16 protein-coding genes are annotated in these 17,160 nt (G+C 46.2%); 12 read left to right on the forward strand and 4 right to left on the reverse strand.

The features are described 5' to 3' along the window. Window positions 1–131: 131 nt before the first annotated feature. The 5 genes from VN379_RS16255 (at window position 132) to VN379_RS16275 (ending at window position 5,103) form a co-directional block, all read left to right on the forward strand. The gene (locus VN379_RS16255; protein ID WP_325535722.1) at window positions 132–1,646 is read left to right on the forward strand and encodes a catalase; all 1,515 of its coding nucleotides are present in this window, start codon (window positions 132–134) and stop codon (window positions 1,644–1,646) included. A 42-nt stretch (window positions 1,647–1,688) separates the two neighbouring features. Further along, window positions 1,689–2,135, forward strand: a complete 447-nt coding sequence (locus VN379_RS16260) for a desulfoferrodoxin family protein (RefSeq protein ID WP_325535724.1) — start codon at window positions 1,689–1,691, stop codon at window positions 2,133–2,135. Window positions 2,136–2,339: 204 nt separating this feature from the next. After that, a complete protein-coding gene (locus VN379_RS16265; protein WP_325535726.1) occupies window positions 2,340–3,740 on the forward strand; it encodes a DASS family sodium-coupled anion symporter in 1,401 nt (466 codons plus the stop codon). Between the two features lie 161 nt (window positions 3,741–3,901). Beyond that, on the forward strand, window positions 3,902–4,450 hold the full coding sequence (locus tag VN379_RS16270) for a gamma carbonic anhydrase family protein (RefSeq protein WP_325535728.1): 549 nt from the start codon (window positions 3,902–3,904) through the stop codon (window positions 4,448–4,450). A 17-nt stretch (window positions 4,451–4,467) separates the two neighbouring features. Continuing rightward, window positions 4,468–5,103 carry a nitroreductase family protein gene (locus VN379_RS16275; RefSeq protein WP_325535730.1) on the forward strand — a complete coding sequence of 212 codons (636 nt, stop codon included), beginning with the start codon at window positions 4,468–4,470 and terminating at the stop codon, window positions 5,101–5,103. Window positions 5,104–5,187: 84 nt separating this feature from the next. Here VN379_RS16275 and VN379_RS16280 read toward each other — a convergent pair whose 3' ends face one another. The 4 genes from VN379_RS16280 to VN379_RS16295 all read right to left on the reverse strand — a co-directional run bounded on the left by VN379_RS16280 (window position 5,188) and on the right by VN379_RS16295 (window position 8,915). Beyond that, window positions 5,188–5,868, reverse strand: a complete 681-nt coding sequence (locus VN379_RS16280) for a DUF1638 domain-containing protein (protein ID WP_325535732.1) — start codon at window positions 5,866–5,868, stop codon at window positions 5,188–5,190. A 20-nt stretch (window positions 5,869–5,888) separates the two neighbouring features. After that, window positions 5,889–6,218 (reverse strand): MFS transporter, encoded by a 330-nt coding sequence (locus tag VN379_RS16285; RefSeq protein WP_325535734.1) that lies wholly within the window; start codon window positions 6,216–6,218, stop codon window positions 5,889–5,891. After that, window positions 6,184–7,269, reverse strand: a complete 1,086-nt coding sequence (locus VN379_RS16290) for an MFS transporter (RefSeq protein WP_325535735.1) — start codon at window positions 7,267–7,269, stop codon at window positions 6,184–6,186. Before VN379_RS16290 ends, VN379_RS16285 begins: the two co-directional genes overlap by 35 nt. 179 nt (window positions 7,270–7,448) lie before the next feature. Continuing rightward, window positions 7,449–8,915: a sigma-54 interaction domain-containing protein gene (locus VN379_RS16295; protein WP_325535737.1), complete on the reverse strand. Its 1,467-nt coding sequence runs from the start codon at window positions 8,913–8,915 to the stop codon at window positions 7,449–7,451. A 367-nt stretch (window positions 8,916–9,282) separates the two neighbouring features. Here VN379_RS16295 and caiT point away from each other — a divergent pair, with 367 nt between their 5' ends. From caiT to eutJ, 7 genes are all read left to right on the forward strand, one after another. Next, window positions 9,283–10,881 (forward strand): L-carnitine/gamma-butyrobetaine antiporter, encoded by a 1,599-nt coding sequence (gene caiT / locus VN379_RS16300; RefSeq protein ID WP_325535739.1) that lies wholly within the window; start codon window positions 9,283–9,285, stop codon window positions 10,879–10,881. Window positions 10,882–10,911: 30 nt separating this feature from the next. Next, window positions 10,912–11,832: a [methyl-Co(III) glycine betaine-specific corrinoid protein]--tetrahydrofolate methyltransferase MtgA gene (gene mtgA / locus VN379_RS16305; RefSeq protein ID WP_325535741.1), complete on the forward strand. Its 921-nt coding sequence runs from the start codon at window positions 10,912–10,914 to the stop codon at window positions 11,830–11,832. A 57-nt stretch (window positions 11,833–11,889) separates the two neighbouring features. Next, on the forward strand, window positions 11,890–13,317 hold the full coding sequence (mtgB, locus tag VN379_RS16310) for a glycine betaine--corrinoid protein methyltransferase (RefSeq protein ID WP_325535743.1): 1,428 nt from the start codon (window positions 11,890–11,892) through the stop codon (window positions 13,315–13,317). A gap of 61 nt (window positions 13,318–13,378) precedes the next feature. Beyond that, entirely contained in the window at window positions 13,379–14,026 is a 648-nt protein-coding gene (gene mtgC / locus VN379_RS16315) for a glycine betaine-specific corrinoid protein MtgC (RefSeq protein WP_325535745.1), read from the forward strand. Between the two features lie 145 nt (window positions 14,027–14,171). Beyond that, window positions 14,172–14,771 carry a DedA family protein gene (locus tag VN379_RS16320; protein ID WP_325535747.1) on the forward strand — a complete coding sequence of 200 codons (600 nt, stop codon included), beginning with the start codon at window positions 14,172–14,174 and terminating at the stop codon, window positions 14,769–14,771. Window positions 14,772–14,864: 93 nt separating this feature from the next. Then, a complete protein-coding gene (locus VN379_RS16325) occupies window positions 14,865–16,016 on the forward strand; it encodes a glycerophosphodiester phosphodiesterase (protein WP_325535749.1) in 1,152 nt (383 codons plus the stop codon). A gap of 168 nt (window positions 16,017–16,184) precedes the next feature. After that, window positions 16,185–17,000, forward strand: a complete 816-nt coding sequence (eutJ, locus tag VN379_RS16330; RefSeq protein WP_325535751.1) for an ethanolamine utilization protein EutJ — start codon at window positions 16,185–16,187, stop codon at window positions 16,998–17,000. The last annotated feature ends 160 nt before the right edge of the window (window positions 17,001–17,160 follow it).

Consider the following 17,160-nt stretch of genomic DNA (forward strand, 5'->3'; position numbering starts at 1 on the left):
GGAAAAAATATTTAAACTGGATGCAAGATATGTGATCTTGTTGCGTAAATATAAGGAGGTGAAGCGTGCTCTCTGAACTAACCTACAGTCATTAAAATAATCACTAAATAAAATTTGGAGGCTGAGTGCGTATGAGTGATAAGGAACAGAAGGTTTTAACCACCAACCTTGGTAATCCGGTATTCCATGATCAAGACTCGATTACCACAGAAAACCCCCGATATACTTTATTGAGTGATACTCATCTGATTGAGAAGCTGGCTCATTTTGACCGGGAAAGAATCCCTGAACGTGTTGTACATGCCAAGGGGACTGGGGCACATGGCTATTTTGAGGTTACTCATGATATTACCAAGTACACCCGCGCGGCTTTCCTCGCTGAGATTGGCAAGAAAACCGATCTTTTTCTGCGGTTTTCCACAGTAGGGGGAGAGAAAGGATCAGCTGATTCGTCGCGAGATCCCAGAGGTTTTTCTATTAAATTTTATACCCAAGAGGGTAACTACGATATGGTTGGCAATAATACCCCCATTTTTTTTATTCGTGATGCCATTAAGTTCCCCGATTTTATACATACACAAAAAAGACACCCGGCTAAACATACCAAAGACCCTGATATGATGTGGGATTTCCTGTCACTTACCCCTGAATCCATTCATCAGGTCACTATCTTATTCTCTGACCGGGGTACTCCTAAAACCTTCCGGCATATGGACGGGCACAGTAGCCATACCTTTATGTTTTATAACCAGGAGGGTGAGCACTACTGGTTTAAGTGGCATTTTAAAGCTGACTTAGGGTTCCAAACGTTAACCGAGGCTGAAGCTACTGATTTGGCCGGTAAAGACCCTGATAGCGCCACCAGGGATTTGTTTGACAGTATCGAGAAAGGTGATTATCCATCCTGGACTGTTTCTGTCCAGATCATGCCGTCGGAGGATGCGGCTACTTATAAATTTGATCCTTTTGATGTAACCAAGGTTTGGTATCATGCGGACTATCCTTTGATCCCGGTTGGGAAAATGGTACTAAACCGGAATCCGGACAACTTCTTTGCCGAAGTGGAGCAGGTTGCTTTTTCACCGGGGAACTTTGTGCCGGGAATCGCTGTTTCACCTGACCGCATGCTGCAGGGGCGGTTGTTTAGTTATCCTGATGCTCACCGTCACCGGCTGGGACCAAACTTCCATCAAATCCCGATCAATCGGCCCAAGGCCGCTAGCGCCAATACCTATCAGCGTGATGGTTTTATGACGGTTGATGATAACGGTGGCTCAGGGCCTAATTATTACCCGAATACATTCGACGGGCCTGCTCCCGACCCCGCGTATGCACCGCCGGTGGTACCTGTTTCCGGTACTGTTGCGAGACATGAGTATCCATTGGCTGATGTGGATTTTGTTCAGGCCGGTGAGCTCTATCGCCGGGTGATGAGTAATATAGACCGGGATCATCTGATTCAGAATATCTGTGGCAATTTGGGGCAGGCACAGAAAAGAATCCAGCTTCGGCAGGCTGCTTTGTTCTATAAAGCAGATGCCGATTACGGAAGGCGTGTTGCCGAAACCCTGGGGCTGGATGTGGCAACAGTACAAAAACTGGCAGCTATGTCTCAGGAGGAACGGGTTAAAGCGACACTGGCTTAGGGAACAATTTGAGGTGTTATATAAAGAAGGGGGCTGAATACTATGGGAAAAAATTTAGGTATTTACAAATGTCCGGCTTGTGGCTATACCTTGGAAGTTGTGGAAATGGGGAAAAAACAATTGGTTTGTACCGGGCAATCTTATGCAAGTACCTGCTCCATTGCCGATGCCAAAGTATCCTGCTGTGGGAAACAGATGGAATTGCTTGAACCCAATACAGTAGAAGCTTCAACTGAGAAACATCTGCCTGTAGCTGAGTTTACTGAAGCCGGTAAACTTGCTGTCAAGGTAGGAAGCGTGCCACATCCCATGACAGAAGAACACTTTATCGAATGGGTCACTGTTGTTACCGGCAACCGCACTCAACGGGTAAAACTGGAAGCAGGCCAGCCTCCTGGAGCGGTTTTTCGTGTTGGTGATGCTGCTGAGGCAGATGTATATGCTTATTGCAATCTTCATGGCCTGTGGAAAACAAGTAGTAAGAAGTAAAGCGACTAAATCGTTTCAGGTGCACTAAATTATCATAAAAAGGATGCCTTTGTGGCATCCTTTTTTCTTGATTAATGCAGCACCCACCTGTGCCTGCGAAACTTCTTTAATGCGGATATATAGCAAGGGATTACAGGAACGGTAAAGGATTTCGGTAATCAATGGAGAAAAATATTAGCTGATAGACAGGAGCTGAATTGAACAATGAAATATGCCAAAATAGTACTATTAATAGCTGTTGCCGGCTGCTTTTTTATTGCTCCGGTGCCTGACGGCTTACCCATCATTGCCTGGCGCTTGTTTGGTGTATTTGCCGCTTTGATATTGGGTTTAATCCTCCAGCCGTATCCTGAACCAACATTACTGATGATTACAGTTACACTGGCCAGCCTGTTTGTGCTTCCGATTCAGGAGATATTAGTTGGGTATACCGACCCTATGCTATGGTTAACGCTGGTAGCTATGATGATTGGTATCGGCTTGAAAAAGTCTGGTCTTACCCGGCGGTTGGGCTTGCTTCTCATTAGCCGGTTTGGGAAAACGTCGCTGCGGATTGGTTATATTCTGAGCTGTATTGATTTGCTGTTAGCAACAAGTACACCGGCCTCACCTGCCCGTACGGGAGGGTTGGTGTACCCGCTGGCCGAAGGGGTTATCGATGCCGGCAGTTCCGGTAATCAGACAAGCAGGCAGAAGACCGGAGCTTATTTTACATTATTGGCTTATATGACCAGTATGCTGACAGGCGGTTTGTTTATGACTGGAATGGGGCCTAATTTGATTAATGTTAAGCTGGCTCAGGATGTACTGGGGATTTCTGTGAGCTGGCCATTATGGACGCTGGCTGCTTTGCCTGGGTTTATTGGTTTCTTGCTAACGCCGTATCTTGTGTATAAATTTTGTCCGCCTGATGCCGCTTCAATGACTGCAGTTAGAGCCGGGGCAGGCCGGGAGCTGAGCAATATGGGCCGCATTAATACGAGTGAGTTAACAGCAGCCGGAGTTTTTTTGATAATTCTTATCTTATGGTCAACAAGTACGATATCCAGAATTGATAATACGCTGGTAGCTTTTATTGGTGTCTCACTGATGCTGGTTTTGGGCGTTCTGGAATGGAATGATTTAGCCGAAAACAAAGAGATGTGGTCATTGCTGATCTGGTTTGGTGCTATCTTAGGTTTTTCGTCTGCTTTGACTAAGCTGGGGTTTTTTAACTGGTTTGCCGGTATTATTAGATTATTGCTGCCTAGCGCCGGGGCGGGAGAGTACACCGTTTTACTGCTTGTAGCAGTGTTGGCTGTATTGCCTCACTACTTTTTTGTCTCTTACACCGGTTATGTAGTAGCTTTTTCCCCGTTGATTTTTTCCTTTGTTGCGGCAACTGATGTGCCAAGATATCCGGCTTTTTTTCTGCTCGCCTATTTAATGATTATTTCCTGCACACTGACTCATTACGGCAATGCGCTAGGGCCATTGCTGATGGAAAAGGGCTATAATGATAAGCGGACATGGTGGGGTGTTGGGACACTGATCACGGTGATGCATGTCGTATTATATTTAACGGTAGGAATTATGTATTGGAAGTTGATTGGGCTCTGGTACTAACAAAAAGAAAGTGATGAATTTCAGATTATTTACCGGCAGAGTTTATGGTATGATATGAATATACCCTGGAAATCTTTGCTGGTTTATGCAACACTAATAAGTTTTCCCGGTAAAAGGTATATTAGCTATAGCACTGTTTGAACGCGGGAGGAGAAGTAGCAATGATTAAAGAATTTGAGGGCATCACACCAACTCTTGATGAAAAGATCTTTATTGCCGATGGCGCGAAAGTTATTGGTGCAGTGACGATGAAGGAGTTCAGCAGCCTGTGGTTTAATGTTGTTGCCAGAGGCGATGTTAACCGGATTGAAATTGGCAGATATACCAATATCCAGGATAATAGTGTTGTGCATGTCGCTGATACGCACCCGACTTTGATCGGTGATTATGTTACAGTTGGCCACAACGCCATCATTCACGGTTGCACGATTGAAGATCATTGCTTAATCGGTATGGGGGCCGTTGTCCTTAATGGTGCTGTAGTAGGTAAGGGCAGTATCATTGCCGCCGGAGCGGTGGTTAAGGAGAAGCAGGTGATCCCCCCCCACTCTTTGGTAGTCGGCGTGCCGGCGAAGATTGTTAAATCTGTGCCTGAAGACTGGGATAGTATCCATGCTCAAGCGCTTAAGTATAAAACACTGTGGTCTGAGCGTTACAAGATTATGCCAAACGCTGGCGGCGAACGGTATCACGGTGAAAAAATAATTTAATTAGGGAGGTAATAGTAATGGAGTTAGAATTTATCTATAAACGCCATAGTGTACGGCAATTTAAAGAAGAACAAGTACCTGAAGCAACGATCAAAGAACTGATTAAGGCTGCCACCTACGCCCCTTCAGGGAAAAATCAGCAAAACTGGCATTTTGTTGTTGTCACTGACAAAAATAAAATCGCCGAGATTGCCCGGCTGGTCGAGGCAAAAAATGCCGAATTAAGTACATACTTAAGGGATGAGGCCAAGATCAAGGCCTTTAGAGGCACTGTCGGCTATCATACCGTGTTCAAGGGGGCACCGGCGCTTATCCTCGCTTACGTTGGTCCTTATGAAACAATTGCGGATATGTTGCTGGCTGACGGTATTATGCCTCAGACAGAGGCGATAAAGTATGCTAAAGCTAATCCTGGTATCCAGAATATCGCTGCCGCACTCGAGAATCTGCTTTTGGCTGCTGCCAGCATCGGTTATGGTACCTGCTGGATGACCGGGCCAACTTATGCTGCGGAAGAAATAACTAAGTATATCGGATTTGAAAAACCCGGATATTATTTGGCTGCCATGACACCCCTGGGAGTTCCTGCAAATGATAAGATATCATCCACGCCGCGCAAACCGGTTGAGGATGTTTTGACTATTTTACGGTAATTGCTTATATGTTGAACATAGGTTAGGCCATTTAAAACAGGCAGGATGCTGAGTATAGCATTCCTGCCTGTTTTGCTGATTAGGCTATTTTACAGCAGCCGGTGCCAATACCGGGTAGAAATCGTGCAGTGCGGTTTCCTGGCCGGGATCAAGCACGATAAACTCGTTATCCCAGGGGCCTGTCAGCATTTTTTGCAGTAAGCGCAGCGAACCGGGAATAACCTCATAGTCCATATTTAGTTTTGCGGAGAATTCCTTAACTGTATTCAGTACATTTTCGATATCATATGAACCTGTATTGATGATGAGAAACCGGGTATAATTGTTCAGCATTTTTTTTATTAGACGCAGGGCTTTCTGTTCGCCATAATGCTCAACCCAGGGTTTGTATGACCACATGATATTACCCTCAGGATCTAACCAGCCCTTAGTCAGGAAGTAGGTACTTATCTCGTTGGGAACGCTCTTCCGGGCCTTGGTTGACCCTAGCAGCAAGGTAATACAGTCATCAATGCGGGGAATAACAAGTTTGGCTTGTGAAGACTTTATCCCAATCAGGCCGTTGCCGCAACAGCCAAAGGCCATAAGAATGACAGCAGTGTTAGTAAGCCCGTTAATCTGCTCCTGGATTTGCTGGCGCAATATTTCTGGTGTGTTATGCAGTCCTGATTCGAAATATATTACAGGATAAGTAATACCTGATTGTTGCATGGCAAGCGCAACCTCATCCTTCATAGTCTGGCAAGCCAATAATACGGTTTGCATTATAGTCACCCCATTCTGATTTATAGAGAGCGCGGACGTATGGTAGAATTGGCGGTGTTTTGTTTATCCAATACTAATGTGCTTGCTTCTTTTAGTGTCAGACCTCTTGTTTCCGGGGCCCAGGCTATGCAGACGATTAAACCAAGCAAGGTCAACAGGGTGCTAACCAGCATGGTATTACCTATTCCGATAGTTTTTAAGGAATAGGGTAAGGCAAAAGTGCCAATTGCTGCGCCAATCCGGCTGATGGCTGTTACCATTCCTACTGCCGAGGCGCGGATACTGGTGGGAAATAATTCATTGGGATAAATCCAGTCAAGGGTACTTGGCGGGCCGCGAGAAAAAGGCATAGACAGCGAATCCCAAGAAGATTAACCAGGCAGGTGCACCTGGAACTATGCCTAAGACTAACATCGCTAATGTCATAAAAATAAAACTCCAGATAATCAGTGGGCGCCTGCCAAAGTGATTGACGAGCGACATTGACGCAATAGTACCGGTCAGGAAAAAAATATTGATAATGGCATAACCAATAATCCAGTCATTGCCGCTGCCTAAGTGGAATGCCGCTAAAATCTGCGGGGCAAATGTATAAATGGCAAAGCATGGTGCTACCTGGAAAGTCCAGAATAAGCTGACGAACATTGTTTTCTTAAAATATTCAGGTTCGAGCAGTCTGCTGATTTTGGTTTTTTCTGATGGGATTTCGTCTAAATCAGCAAGACTGGCGTGAGACCCGTATACTTGTTTAATAACCGTGAGAGCTTCTGCTGTTCTTCCTTTACCTACAAGCCAGCGGGGAGACTCCGGTGTACCCCAGCGCCCGGCTGCCAGGATAAGTGCAGGGATGGCGGCACTCCCTAACATCCATCGCCAGGCATCAGGGCTGGTATTTAACAGCAGATAGCCTGCGATACCGGCCACAACAGCACCTGCATACCAGGCGCTTGCCAGTAAGCCCATCATGGCACCGCGATACTTGCGGGGCGAGAATTCGGTTAACAAAGCGGTAGCAATCGGATAATCTGCTCCGACAGCTATTCCAATAAGAAATCGTAATGCGACTAATTCCCAGGGGGTACTGATAAACATTTGTAAAATTGAAAAAATTATAATTACGACAAGATCAATTTGGTACATGAATTGACGTCCGGTCAGATCGGTGACATAGCCAAAAATTGCTCCCCCCACTAGCAAACCGATCAGTGCGGCGGCACCGATCATTCCTGTCCAGAAGGCGTCCAGCTGGAGCACAGGTTCCAGTTGTAGTAAGGCCATGCCGATAATTGTCAGGATGTAACCATCCAAAAAAGGACCACCACTGGTATAGACTGTAAGCCTCTTGAGGAATGGGGTTAACGGGGAATCTTCGACACCAGACGATTGATTTGCAAGTTTCATAGTTCAGCCTCCTTATCGTAGAGCCGTATGTTGTCTCATTAATAATAGTAATGCAAATATTGTGCCAATGCCGTTTAGAAGCTGAACAGAAAGAATATGCTTATTTTGTCGGCTAAGCCGCTCTAAACCCGAAGCTGCTACCTGTTTTAGGGTACAGTGAGAGTTCAAAGCGGCTTAGTTTATTTTGTACACTCAGTTTTGTAGGTGCTTGATTTAATCCCCAGCTTACGCAGCCGATAATGCAAGTCTTGTCTGGAGATGCCTAATTGCCTGGCACTATCACTTACATTGCCGTTCGCTAGCTGTAGCATGTTCTGGATTAAATCTGTTTCACACTGCCGCAGGTATTCAACTAAAGGTTGTTCCGGGGGTGTCTTTGCCAACGAGGTATTGTTTGACTTATTTGCCGATAAATTACTGAGCATTCGTTTTACTAAAAAGGCAGGTAAATCTTCCAGGATTACCTCGGTTGCCGTATTTTCAACAATACTCATGGCGCTTTCGATAACATGCTCCAGTTCCCGGACATTTCCCGGCCATTTATATAAAGATAACAGCTCTAATAGATCGGGGGAGATTTGATTAATGCTCAAACCCAATTGGTCATTAAAACGGGCAATAAACTCTTTAGCGAGTACAGGTATATCCTCGGCGCGTTGTCTTAATGGCGGGATATGTAAAACTACCGGTGTCAAACGGTAGAGGAGGTCATCGCGGAAAGAACCAGTACTTGTTGCTTCGTACAGATTCTGGTTAGTTGCACTGATTATACGGCAGTTGATCTTACGCTCAGTTTTGTCACCGAGTCGCCGAACCCTTTTATCCTGCAATAAACGCAACAGCTTTGCCTGCAGGTGAACACTCAATGAATTAATTTCATCCAAAAACAAGGTGCCATTTTCAGCCTGCTCACACAACCCGGGGGCATCAATAGCACCAGAGAAGGCACCTTTTACTGTACCCATGAGCAGGCTTTCCATCAGTGTCTCAGGGATAGCGGCACAGTTGACAGCGATAAAAGGGCGGGCACTGTAGGCGCTTGCATTATGGATTCCCTGGGCAAATAGTTCTTTTCCAGTACCGGTTTCTCCATAAATCATTACAGTCGAGGCGGTTGCGGCAATTCTGCGGGCCTGTTTAATCGCTTGTTTGATTAAAGGGCTGATGCCGACAATATCATCAAGTGTAAAACTAGTGCCGTTGGGCCGGTTTTTTGATTTATTCTGGCCAAAGCAGTTTACAACCTTTGTTAACAGCTCATTAATGGAGGGGATATCCCGGTTAATGGAATACACAGCAGTAAGCTCGCCATTTTCAAAGAAAGGGTAAGAATTATAAACAATATCGACCTTTTTTCCGGTATATAAATGATAGGTCATGTACTGTTCTAATAGCGGTTTTTTACTTTGCAGCACTGCCATGCGCTGGAGATTCTCCAGTGGTAACGAATAAACATCTACATCTTTCTTGCCTAGCATATTCTGCCGTTTGGTGGCTTCAATTTTTTCAAACGCCTGGTTATAAATCAGAATGGTTCCATCTTTATTTGCCGCATACACACCTTCTGATATCGCGTCAATAATTTCGTGCAATAACCGGTTCTCGCGAGTTAATTCATCCAGATTTTTTTGCTTATTTTCAAGCATATGGAGATAACCACCCCTTCATTGTACAGCGTATATAGTTTAGCAGAAAAGAATTCTTTCAGTGAAAAAATTCTTTTCACTTGAGTATAAGTCCAGTCAATGCACTACTTTTCTTAAATAGGTGAAAAGAATTTCTTCACTGATGGACAAAATGGCATTGGATTAAGGATAATAGCCTTTGGGAAAAATAGTGAGATTTTTCGCAAGAATCTTACTATTTTTGGCATATTGCTGCCAACCGGCGATAATGGCACAAGAATTGCGATATTGAATGGCGTATGAGTTTGCCGCTTGATTTTAATGGGGAGGGGGACAATTAGACAACTGGAAGCCAGGCTAATCAAATTGTAGATAGGAGGGTCGTGCAATGAGTACAGAGGGAAAAAAGATTGATCAAATGTTATTTTGGCCTCCGTTATTGCTGGTTGCCGTCATATGTGGCGCAATTATTATGAATCCTGAGGCTGGGACTAACGCCGTAAACAACGTGTTCTCCTTTTTAACCGATCAAATGGGCTGGACATATGAAATCTTTGTCCTGGCGAATTTGGGGGTAGTGCTATATTTTATATTTGGTAAGTTTGCCAATAAGAGATTTGGCGGTGAGAAACCGGAATTTAGCACACTGAGTTGGTTAGGGATGCTTTTTTCCGCAGGTACCTCTGCTGCTATCGTATATTGGAGTCCGATTGAATTTTACTTTTATCTCACAGCTCCTCCTTTCGGTTTAGAGCCGATGTCACCGCAGGCTACCGCATTAGCTACTGCGTATCCCCTGTTCCACTGGGGACCAAGCAGTTATGCCCTGTATGTCGGGGTTGGTGTGGTATTTGGGTATCTGTTCTTTGTGCAGGGGAAGGAGGTTTTCCGGCCAAGCACAGCCTGTGAAGCGATGCTTGGTAAACATGCCAATGGCTATTTGGGCAAAGCCATTGATATCTTCTATATGGTTGGGATTATTGCCGGGATCAGTACGTCTGTTGGTCTGGGAACGCCGCTGCTGAGTGAGGTTATTACCAAGATCACCGGCATTCCCCACACGCTGGGGCTGGATGCAAGTATTCTTGTTATTTGGACAGTCATTATTGGCATTAGTGTGTATGGGGGATTGGACAAAGGAATCAGACAATTAAGTGATTTTAGAAACTGGTTAGGCTTTGCCTTATTGGCTTATGTTTTACTAGTTGGGCCGACTGCGTTTATGTTTAATAATTTCTTTGATAGCCTGGGAGTTATGTTTAACAACTACTTTAGAATGAGCCTCTATACTGACCCGATCCAGAAATCAGGATTTCCGCAAGGCTGGACAATATTCTATTTTGCCTGGTTTATCGCTTTCGCTTTAAGCACAGGCATCTATCTGGCGAGAATCTCAAGAGGAAGAACAGTACGGGAATTCACACTGGGGGCTACCTTCTCCGGGATTACCTGTGTCTACACCTACTTTATGGTCTTTGGCAACTATACAATGGATTTGCAAGCCAGAGGTGTGTTAAATCTCGCAGAAATTGTGAAGACCCAGGGCGTGCCGCGCGCGATTGTGGAAATATTTGCGACACTGCCTTTTGCCTCAATTATCTTACCGGTCATTTTAGTGTTGCTGTTTATCTCTACGGCAACTGTCATTAATAGTATAGCATATACACTTGCTATGGTAACTACTGAAAAACTAAAAGCAGGTGAAGAGCCTGCCAAATGGAACCGGGTGTTCTGGGCGCTGGTTTTAGGCGGTCTTTCGTTAACACTGATATTCCTGGGCGGGATGAAACCACTGCAGGCCGCAGCGGTCGCCGGATCTTTTCCGACGATGTTTATCATGGCGATTATCCTGATCGGGTTTATTAAAAAGGCAGGCAAGGAATGGGATGTAGTGGACGGGACAAAGGCTGCTGAAGTAACCGAAACACTGACAGTCAAAGAGCAGAACAGTCCTGTTACTCCGGAAGCTGTAAATTTCAAAGCATAAAATATAAACCTATGTAGGAGTGTGAGACCGATGTTCAGGTTTACCGCAGAACAACATGTGTATGATATAAACGGGGTAAAGGTCGGGGGGCAACCGGGGGAATTTCCCACAGTGCTGATTGGCAGCATGTTTTACCGGGGACATAAGATTGTCCTGGATTCGACAAAAGGGCTTTTCAATGAGACTGACGCAAAATCACTGCTTGATCAGGAAGCAGAGCTGAGTGCAGAGACCGGTAACCCCCGGATTGTGGATGTTTTAGGTGATACCCCGGAGGCGCTGGCGCGCCATGTAGAGTTTATTCTTAAGCATACTTCATCGCCATTTTTGCTTGATAGTGTGAGTCCGGAGATTCGGACAGGAGCCCTTAAATTACTGGGTAAGGACCCGGCGATTATTAACCGGCTTATTTATAATTCCATAGAAGAAAACTATACTGAGGATGAACTGAGCATTATTAAAGAGTTTGGTATCAAAACTGCGGTAGTTCTGGCTTTCAGCAAAAAGCACCTTAAGCCAAGCAGCCGGTTAAAACTGCTAAACGGGGATGAGAAAACAGAGGGGTTAATCGCTGCAGCTAAACGGGCCGGTATTGAGCAGTTTCTGGTAGATCCCGGGGTGCTGGATGTGGCCAGCAACAGCTGGACTGCCAAGGCCATCTATGATGTAAAAGAACAATTAGGATACCCTGGCGGCTGCGCCCCGTCTAATGCGCTGTATCTGTGGAAAAAGATGCGTTCTAAAGGGTCACCGTATTTTGAAGCAGCAGGTACTGCGGTATTTACTTATCCGGTCACCCAGGGGGCAGACTTCCTGCTGTATGGTCCGGTGATGAACGCGCCCTGGGTCTATCGGGGTATTGCCACTACCGATGCCATGATGGGCTATACGACCAAGATTACCGGTACCAAGCTGGGCACTCCGGAGCATCCGCTGTTAAAGCTGTTCTAGCCGTGGGGCCCCGGCCCCCGGTGAATATAGTGACAATAATAAAAAGAGGTGTTGGCAATGTTACCTAAATTTAATGTATTAACACCTGAGCAGGTGAATCAGGTACATGAGCAGAGCATGAAGATTCTGCGCGAAATTGGTGTGGAATTCTCATACCAGCCGGCTCTTGATGTGCTGAAGGCTAAAGGCCAGCGGGTAGAAGGGCAGCGGGTCTATTTCCAAAGACAGTTTGTCGAAGAACAGGTGGCAAAAGCTCCTGCCGAATTTACGCTCCACGCACGTAACCCGCAAAACAATCTGGTAGTTGGCGGCGAGAATATTATCTTTATGCCTGGCTATGGCGCGCCATTTATCCACGAGGCAGATGGCAAACGGCGCAACTCAACCATGGCGGACTTTGATAATTTCGTTAAGCTGTCGCAACTGAGCCCAAACATGCACATGACAGGCGGGAATTCCGCAGAGCCCAACGATATTGCTGATTCAATCAGGCATTTGAAGATGGTTTATAGTTCAATCATCCATTCGGATAAGTGCTTTATGGGCAGTGCGTCTGGTTATGATAAAGCCCAGGACAATATCGAAATGGCAGCCATTCTCTTTGGCGGTAAAGACGTTATTAGGAAAAATCCAGCCTTGATTTGTCTTATCAACTCGGTTACCCCGTTAAAATTTGATGACCGCATGCTGGGAGCCTTGATGGCCTATGCCGAGGCCGGTCAGGCCATGGTAATTGCCTCCCTGGTTATGGCTGGCTCAACAGGACCGGCTACTATGGCCGGCGCGTTAGCCCTGCAGAATGCTGAGGTTTTGGCCGGAATCACCCTGGCACAGAGCATTAATCCGGGTACTCCGGTGGTTTACGGATCAACATCAGCCATCACCGATATGCAGACAGGCTCACTGTCCATCGGTAATCCGGAAGGGGCGTTATTTACTTCTGCCAGTGCCCAGCTGGCAAGAACTTACCGGGTTCCCAGCCGGGGCGGCGGCGGGTTGAGCGATGCCAAGATTGTCGACGCCCAGGCCGGATACGAATCAATGATGACACTGATGGCAGCCAGTGTGTCAGGGATCAATTTCGTTCTGCATACCGCAGGGATACTGCAATATTTTATGGCTATGTCATATGAAAAATTTATCGTAGATGACGAGATCGCCGGTATGATTTTACGGTATCTGAAAGGCATTGAATTCTCTGATGACAAGTTTGCTTTTGATGTGATCGCCAAAGTCGGACCGGGTGGGCATTTCCTTACCCAGAAACATACCAGGCAAAATCATGCCAAAGAGCTCAGGCAGGCAACACTTAGTGACCGGTTGTCATATGACGGCTGGGGGAAAGAGAAGCTGGACACTAACCAGCGGGCAGAGAGAAAATGGAAAGCGATGCTGGCCGAATATCAAGAGCCGGCACTTGATAGCAATGTCAAACAGGCTTTACAAGCTTTCATAGACAAGAGAATTGCTGAAATGAAAAACTAGGCTGAGACTTCTGCCACAGTGCCTGACAATACAAATCAGAAGAGTAATGGAGGTATTTATTATGAGTGAAATATTTGAAAACCTAAAGCAAGCTATTCTCGATGGTGATGAAGACCTGGTAGCTGAATATGCCCAGCAGGTTATTGATGAAAAGATTGATCCGGTTGCCGCGATTGAAAAAGGGCTTATTAAGGGCATTGAAGAGCTTGGGGCAAAGTGGAAAGCCGGGGAGGCCTTCTTGCCTGATGTCATGATGGCTGCAGATGCTCTTAAAGTCGGTCTTGATATGCTAGAGCCGGTTATTGCCGAATCAGGCGCTACCGGCGGCGAGCCCAAAGGCAGGATTGTCGTCGGTCAGGTAGCCGGTGATATTCACGATATTGGCAAAAATATTGTGGGTGCGATGATGACTGCGGCCGGATACAAAGTATATGATATTGGTATAGACCAACCGGCAGAAAACTTTTTGGCGAAAGCCGAAGAGGTAGGGGCCAGCATCATTGCCGCAGGGGCCTTGCTGACTACTACTATGGCTGCCCAGAAGAATATTATTGAGTATCTCAAAGCAAAGAATGTGCGTGAAAAATATAGGGTTATGATCGGCGGTGGCCCTACGAGCCAGGCCTTTGCTGATGACATCGGTGCTGATGCCTGGGCCGAGACTGCTGATGAAGCCGTTACCCTGTGTGATAAACTGATTGCCGGATAAGCATAGAATAAAAAAGCTGGTCTCATCCCTTATTCGCCGGGGTGAGGCCAGCTTTCTATCGTTATAGTTATATCTGGAGTTTAACGGAAATACTAATTTGTGGCTGTGGTAAGCAATTATTACATAGTGGGGGCTAAGATAAGTAATGCCGATAGAAGTGACGGCACAAGCGGTGCTGAGCAATCTGAGTAATTATGGCTATGTGGCTGTATGTGCGGCAATGCTGCTGACCGGTGTGGGAGTGCCTTTGCCTGGTGAATTAACATTGGGTTTTACCGGCTATTTAGTGTTTAGCAGCCAGTTAGACCTGATTCCAGCCATCGCGGCCACCACGGCAGGAGATTTGCTGGGGGCTATGATTAGTTACGGTATCGGCTTTTTTGCCAGAGCAAGGATCATCACCCAATATGTCCGGTTTCTCATGCCGTCTGAGTCAAAGCTGGCAAGGATAACGCAATGGCTTGAGCAATATGGTATTTTGGCGTTGGTATTTGGCAGACTTCTGCCTGTTGTCCGTGGTGCTATTCCCCTGCCTGCAGGCTTTGTGCATATGAATGTTAAGTCATATATTCTGAGTAACCTTGTGAGTTCAGTGATTTGGTGCAGTGCCCTCATCTATTTAGGCATGGGGATGGGGCATAATTGGCCGCTGTTATCAGGTTTAGCAAAAGATGCCGGTCTGGTAATTGCAGGAACACTGGTTTTGGTCCTGGCCGTATGGTATTTAACCCGCAGGCATAAATAATATGTTAATATAAATATAATATAAACACAACAAATCCCATTGTTTTCCATCGTATAATTCATAATAGTGAAAACAATATAAGGGGGATTTGTAATGTTTACAGGGAAATGCAATTGGCGGTGTCTTATTGCGACCGGTATTACTGCGGTATTACTAACAGCTGGGGTGAATATGCTGACCATGAATATTGTTGAGGCAAAAGCCAGTACCCAAATCTTTGATTTTGAGGCCCATCGCGGCGGGCGTGATGCCCGGCCGGAGAACACCTTAGTCGCCTTTGCTTATGCCATGGAGCTGGGGGTAACTACCCTGGAAATGGATATGCAAATGACTAAGGAGGGTAGAATTGTAATTAGCCATAATCCCTTTATGAATAACAGTCTGGCTAAAGGCCCGGATGGCAACTATGTGGAACCAGGCAAGTACGACATCCGGAAAATGACCTTAGCTGAGATAAAACGATTTGATCTTGGAACAATGAACCCTGCAGCCGGCGATTATTATGAAGGTCACGGCAAAACCCAGCTATCCTATCCAGGCACGCAGATGCCTACCCTGGAAGAGGTATTTGAACTGGCAAACGCATATGGTAATAATCAAGTAATGTTCAACCTTGAGACCAAATCATATCCTGATCCTGCTTTCCCGGAGGCTAAAAACAGCCCTGACCCGGCCGTTTTTGTAAAAAAAGTTTATGAAATTATAAAAAAATACCATATGGAAGACCGGGTTATGCTCCAGTCCTTTGACTGGCGGACCTTGAAAGAAATGAAAAAGCTGGATCCCGCTATTACCCTTGTTGCACTTACCTGTGAGCAGCCGTCATGGGGGCGTGACAGTATGTGCCGCCAACCCGGTGAACCAGGTGCCTCGCCCTGGATGGCCGGGCTTGACATCGATAGCTTCAAAGGTAATTATGTAAAAGCGGCGAAAGCCATCGGGGCTGATATTGTATCACCTTATTGGGAGGAGTTATCTAATGAACTGGTGAGTGAGGCGCATGATCTGGGCATGAAAGTAGTGCCCTGGACTGTGAACAATCCCAGTAAAATGAACATGCTGCTTGATATGGGGGTTGACGGGATCATCACTGACAAGCCGTGGCTGCTGCGGGAGGTTTTGATCAATAGAGGAATTGCTGTAGCCGAGCCGACCGTCAATGCCGGCAGCCCCTACCATACCGGTACCAGCATTGCCGCAGGTGAGACCAAGCAGTTAGCTAAGGGTACTGACTCAGCGGAGTAGACTGTAATAGAACTCTCTGTTTTGCACGGCGGTGCGGCAGAGAGTTTTTTATTTGCGCAAAATATTAAAACAACCTGGCACTTATTTACGGTTATGGTAACAGGGATTTTCTCATGATTTGAGGAAGTCAGGTATCATATGAATGCGGGTGGCAAGGGGGAATCGCCGGTGGAAACGTATGAGAAGATTTATAAACTGTATGAGTTGATTGAAACTAAAACAGTAGCTGATTTGCCAGGCCCATACAAGGTGGGAGTTGACCTGGGAACTGCTGATGTTGTGTTGGTTGTTACTGATGGGGCAGGGTACCCGGTGGCCGGTAGTATGCGGTGGGCGTCTGTGGTTAAAGATGGTCTTGTTGTTGATTTCCGGGGTGCGATGGTTATTGTCGAGGCGTTAAAGGCCGAGGTGGAAGAGCGCATGGGTATCACCTTAGATAAAGGGGCCACAGCCATTCCGCCAGGTACGGTGGGACGGAATGCCATGGCCTGCAGCCATGTTATTGCCGGGGCCGGGTTAGAACCTGTCTGCCAGGTTGATGAACCGGTGGCAGCCGCTAAGGCGCTCAACATTACACATGGCATTGTGGTGGATATTGGCGGCGGGACTACCGGTATAGCTGTTCTAAGGAATGGTGAGTTAGTCTTTACGGCTGATGAACCTACCGGTGGAACGCACGTATCACTGGTATTAGCCGGTGCCTATAAAATATCATTTGAAGAGGCCGAGCTGCTAAAAAGGGATACGGCACAGCACCGTAAAATTATGCCGGTAGTGTTGCCTGTTGTGGAAAAAATGGCGACAGTGGTAAAAAATATGCTGGCAGGGAAGACCGAGTTTGACGATTATCCGGTGTATGTTGTTGGTGGAACAGCCTATTTGCAAGGGTTTGAAACAGAATTTGGCAAGGCCTTCGGCCGGAAGGTACATGTGCCGCCCCATCCGTTGCTGGTTACGCCGCTGGGCATTGCTATGTTTGGTTAAAAAAATATATGCCCTGCAGATAATTCCAGTCTGCAGGGCATATATTTACCTATGGCGCCTGAGTTCCGCTTATACTAACACCAGGCCTGTAAATCTTTATTGGATACTATATATTCCGCATTAAAGAAGTTTGCAGGCGCAGGCGGGTGGTGCACTGACA

This window comes from Sporomusa sp. (genome assembly GCF_035561255.1).
In the GTDB taxonomy this organism is placed as follows: domain Bacteria; phylum Bacillota; class Negativicutes; order Sporomusales; family Sporomusaceae; genus Sporomusa.

What these genes read in the sequence shown, in the direction of transcription:
- VN379_RS16255 (WP_325535722.1), top strand. Translation starts at nt 132, where the DNA reads ATGAGTGATAAGGAACAGAAGGTTTTAACCACCAACCTTGGTAATCCG.
- VN379_RS16260 (WP_325535724.1), top strand. Translation starts at nt 1,689, where the DNA reads ATGGGAAAAAATTTAGGTATTTACAAATGTCCGGCTTGTGGCTATACC.
- VN379_RS16265 (WP_325535726.1), top strand. Translation starts at nt 2,340, where the DNA reads ATGAAATATGCCAAAATAGTACTATTAATAGCTGTTGCCGGCTGCTTT.
- VN379_RS16270 (WP_325535728.1), top strand. Translation starts at nt 3,902, where the DNA reads ATGATTAAAGAATTTGAGGGCATCACACCAACTCTTGATGAAAAGATC.
- VN379_RS16275 (WP_325535730.1), top strand. Translation starts at nt 4,468, where the DNA reads ATGGAGTTAGAATTTATCTATAAACGCCATAGTGTACGGCAATTTAAA.
- VN379_RS16280 (WP_325535732.1), bottom strand. Translation starts at nt 5,868, where the DNA reads ATGCAAACCGTATTATTGGCTTGCCAGACTATGAAGGATGAGGTTGCG.
- VN379_RS16285 (WP_325535734.1), bottom strand. Translation starts at nt 6,218, where the DNA reads ATGCCTTTTTCTCGCGGCCCGCCAAGTACCCTTGACTGGATTTATCCC.
- VN379_RS16290 (WP_325535735.1), bottom strand. Translation starts at nt 7,269, where the DNA reads ATGAAACTTGCAAATCAATCGTCTGGTGTCGAAGATTCCCCGTTAACC.
- VN379_RS16295 (WP_325535737.1), bottom strand. Translation starts at nt 8,915, where the DNA reads ATGCTTGAAAATAAGCAAAAAAATCTGGATGAATTAACTCGCGAGAAC.
- caiT (WP_325535739.1), top strand. Translation starts at nt 9,283, where the DNA reads ATGAGTACAGAGGGAAAAAAGATTGATCAAATGTTATTTTGGCCTCCG.
- mtgA (WP_325535741.1), top strand. Translation starts at nt 10,912, where the DNA reads ATGTTCAGGTTTACCGCAGAACAACATGTGTATGATATAAACGGGGTA.
- mtgB (WP_325535743.1), top strand. Translation starts at nt 11,890, where the DNA reads ATGTTACCTAAATTTAATGTATTAACACCTGAGCAGGTGAATCAGGTA.
- mtgC (WP_325535745.1), top strand. Translation starts at nt 13,379, where the DNA reads ATGAGTGAAATATTTGAAAACCTAAAGCAAGCTATTCTCGATGGTGAT.
- VN379_RS16320 (WP_325535747.1), top strand. Translation starts at nt 14,172, where the DNA reads ATGCCGATAGAAGTGACGGCACAAGCGGTGCTGAGCAATCTGAGTAAT.
- VN379_RS16325 (WP_325535749.1), top strand. Translation starts at nt 14,865, where the DNA reads ATGTTTACAGGGAAATGCAATTGGCGGTGTCTTATTGCGACCGGTATT.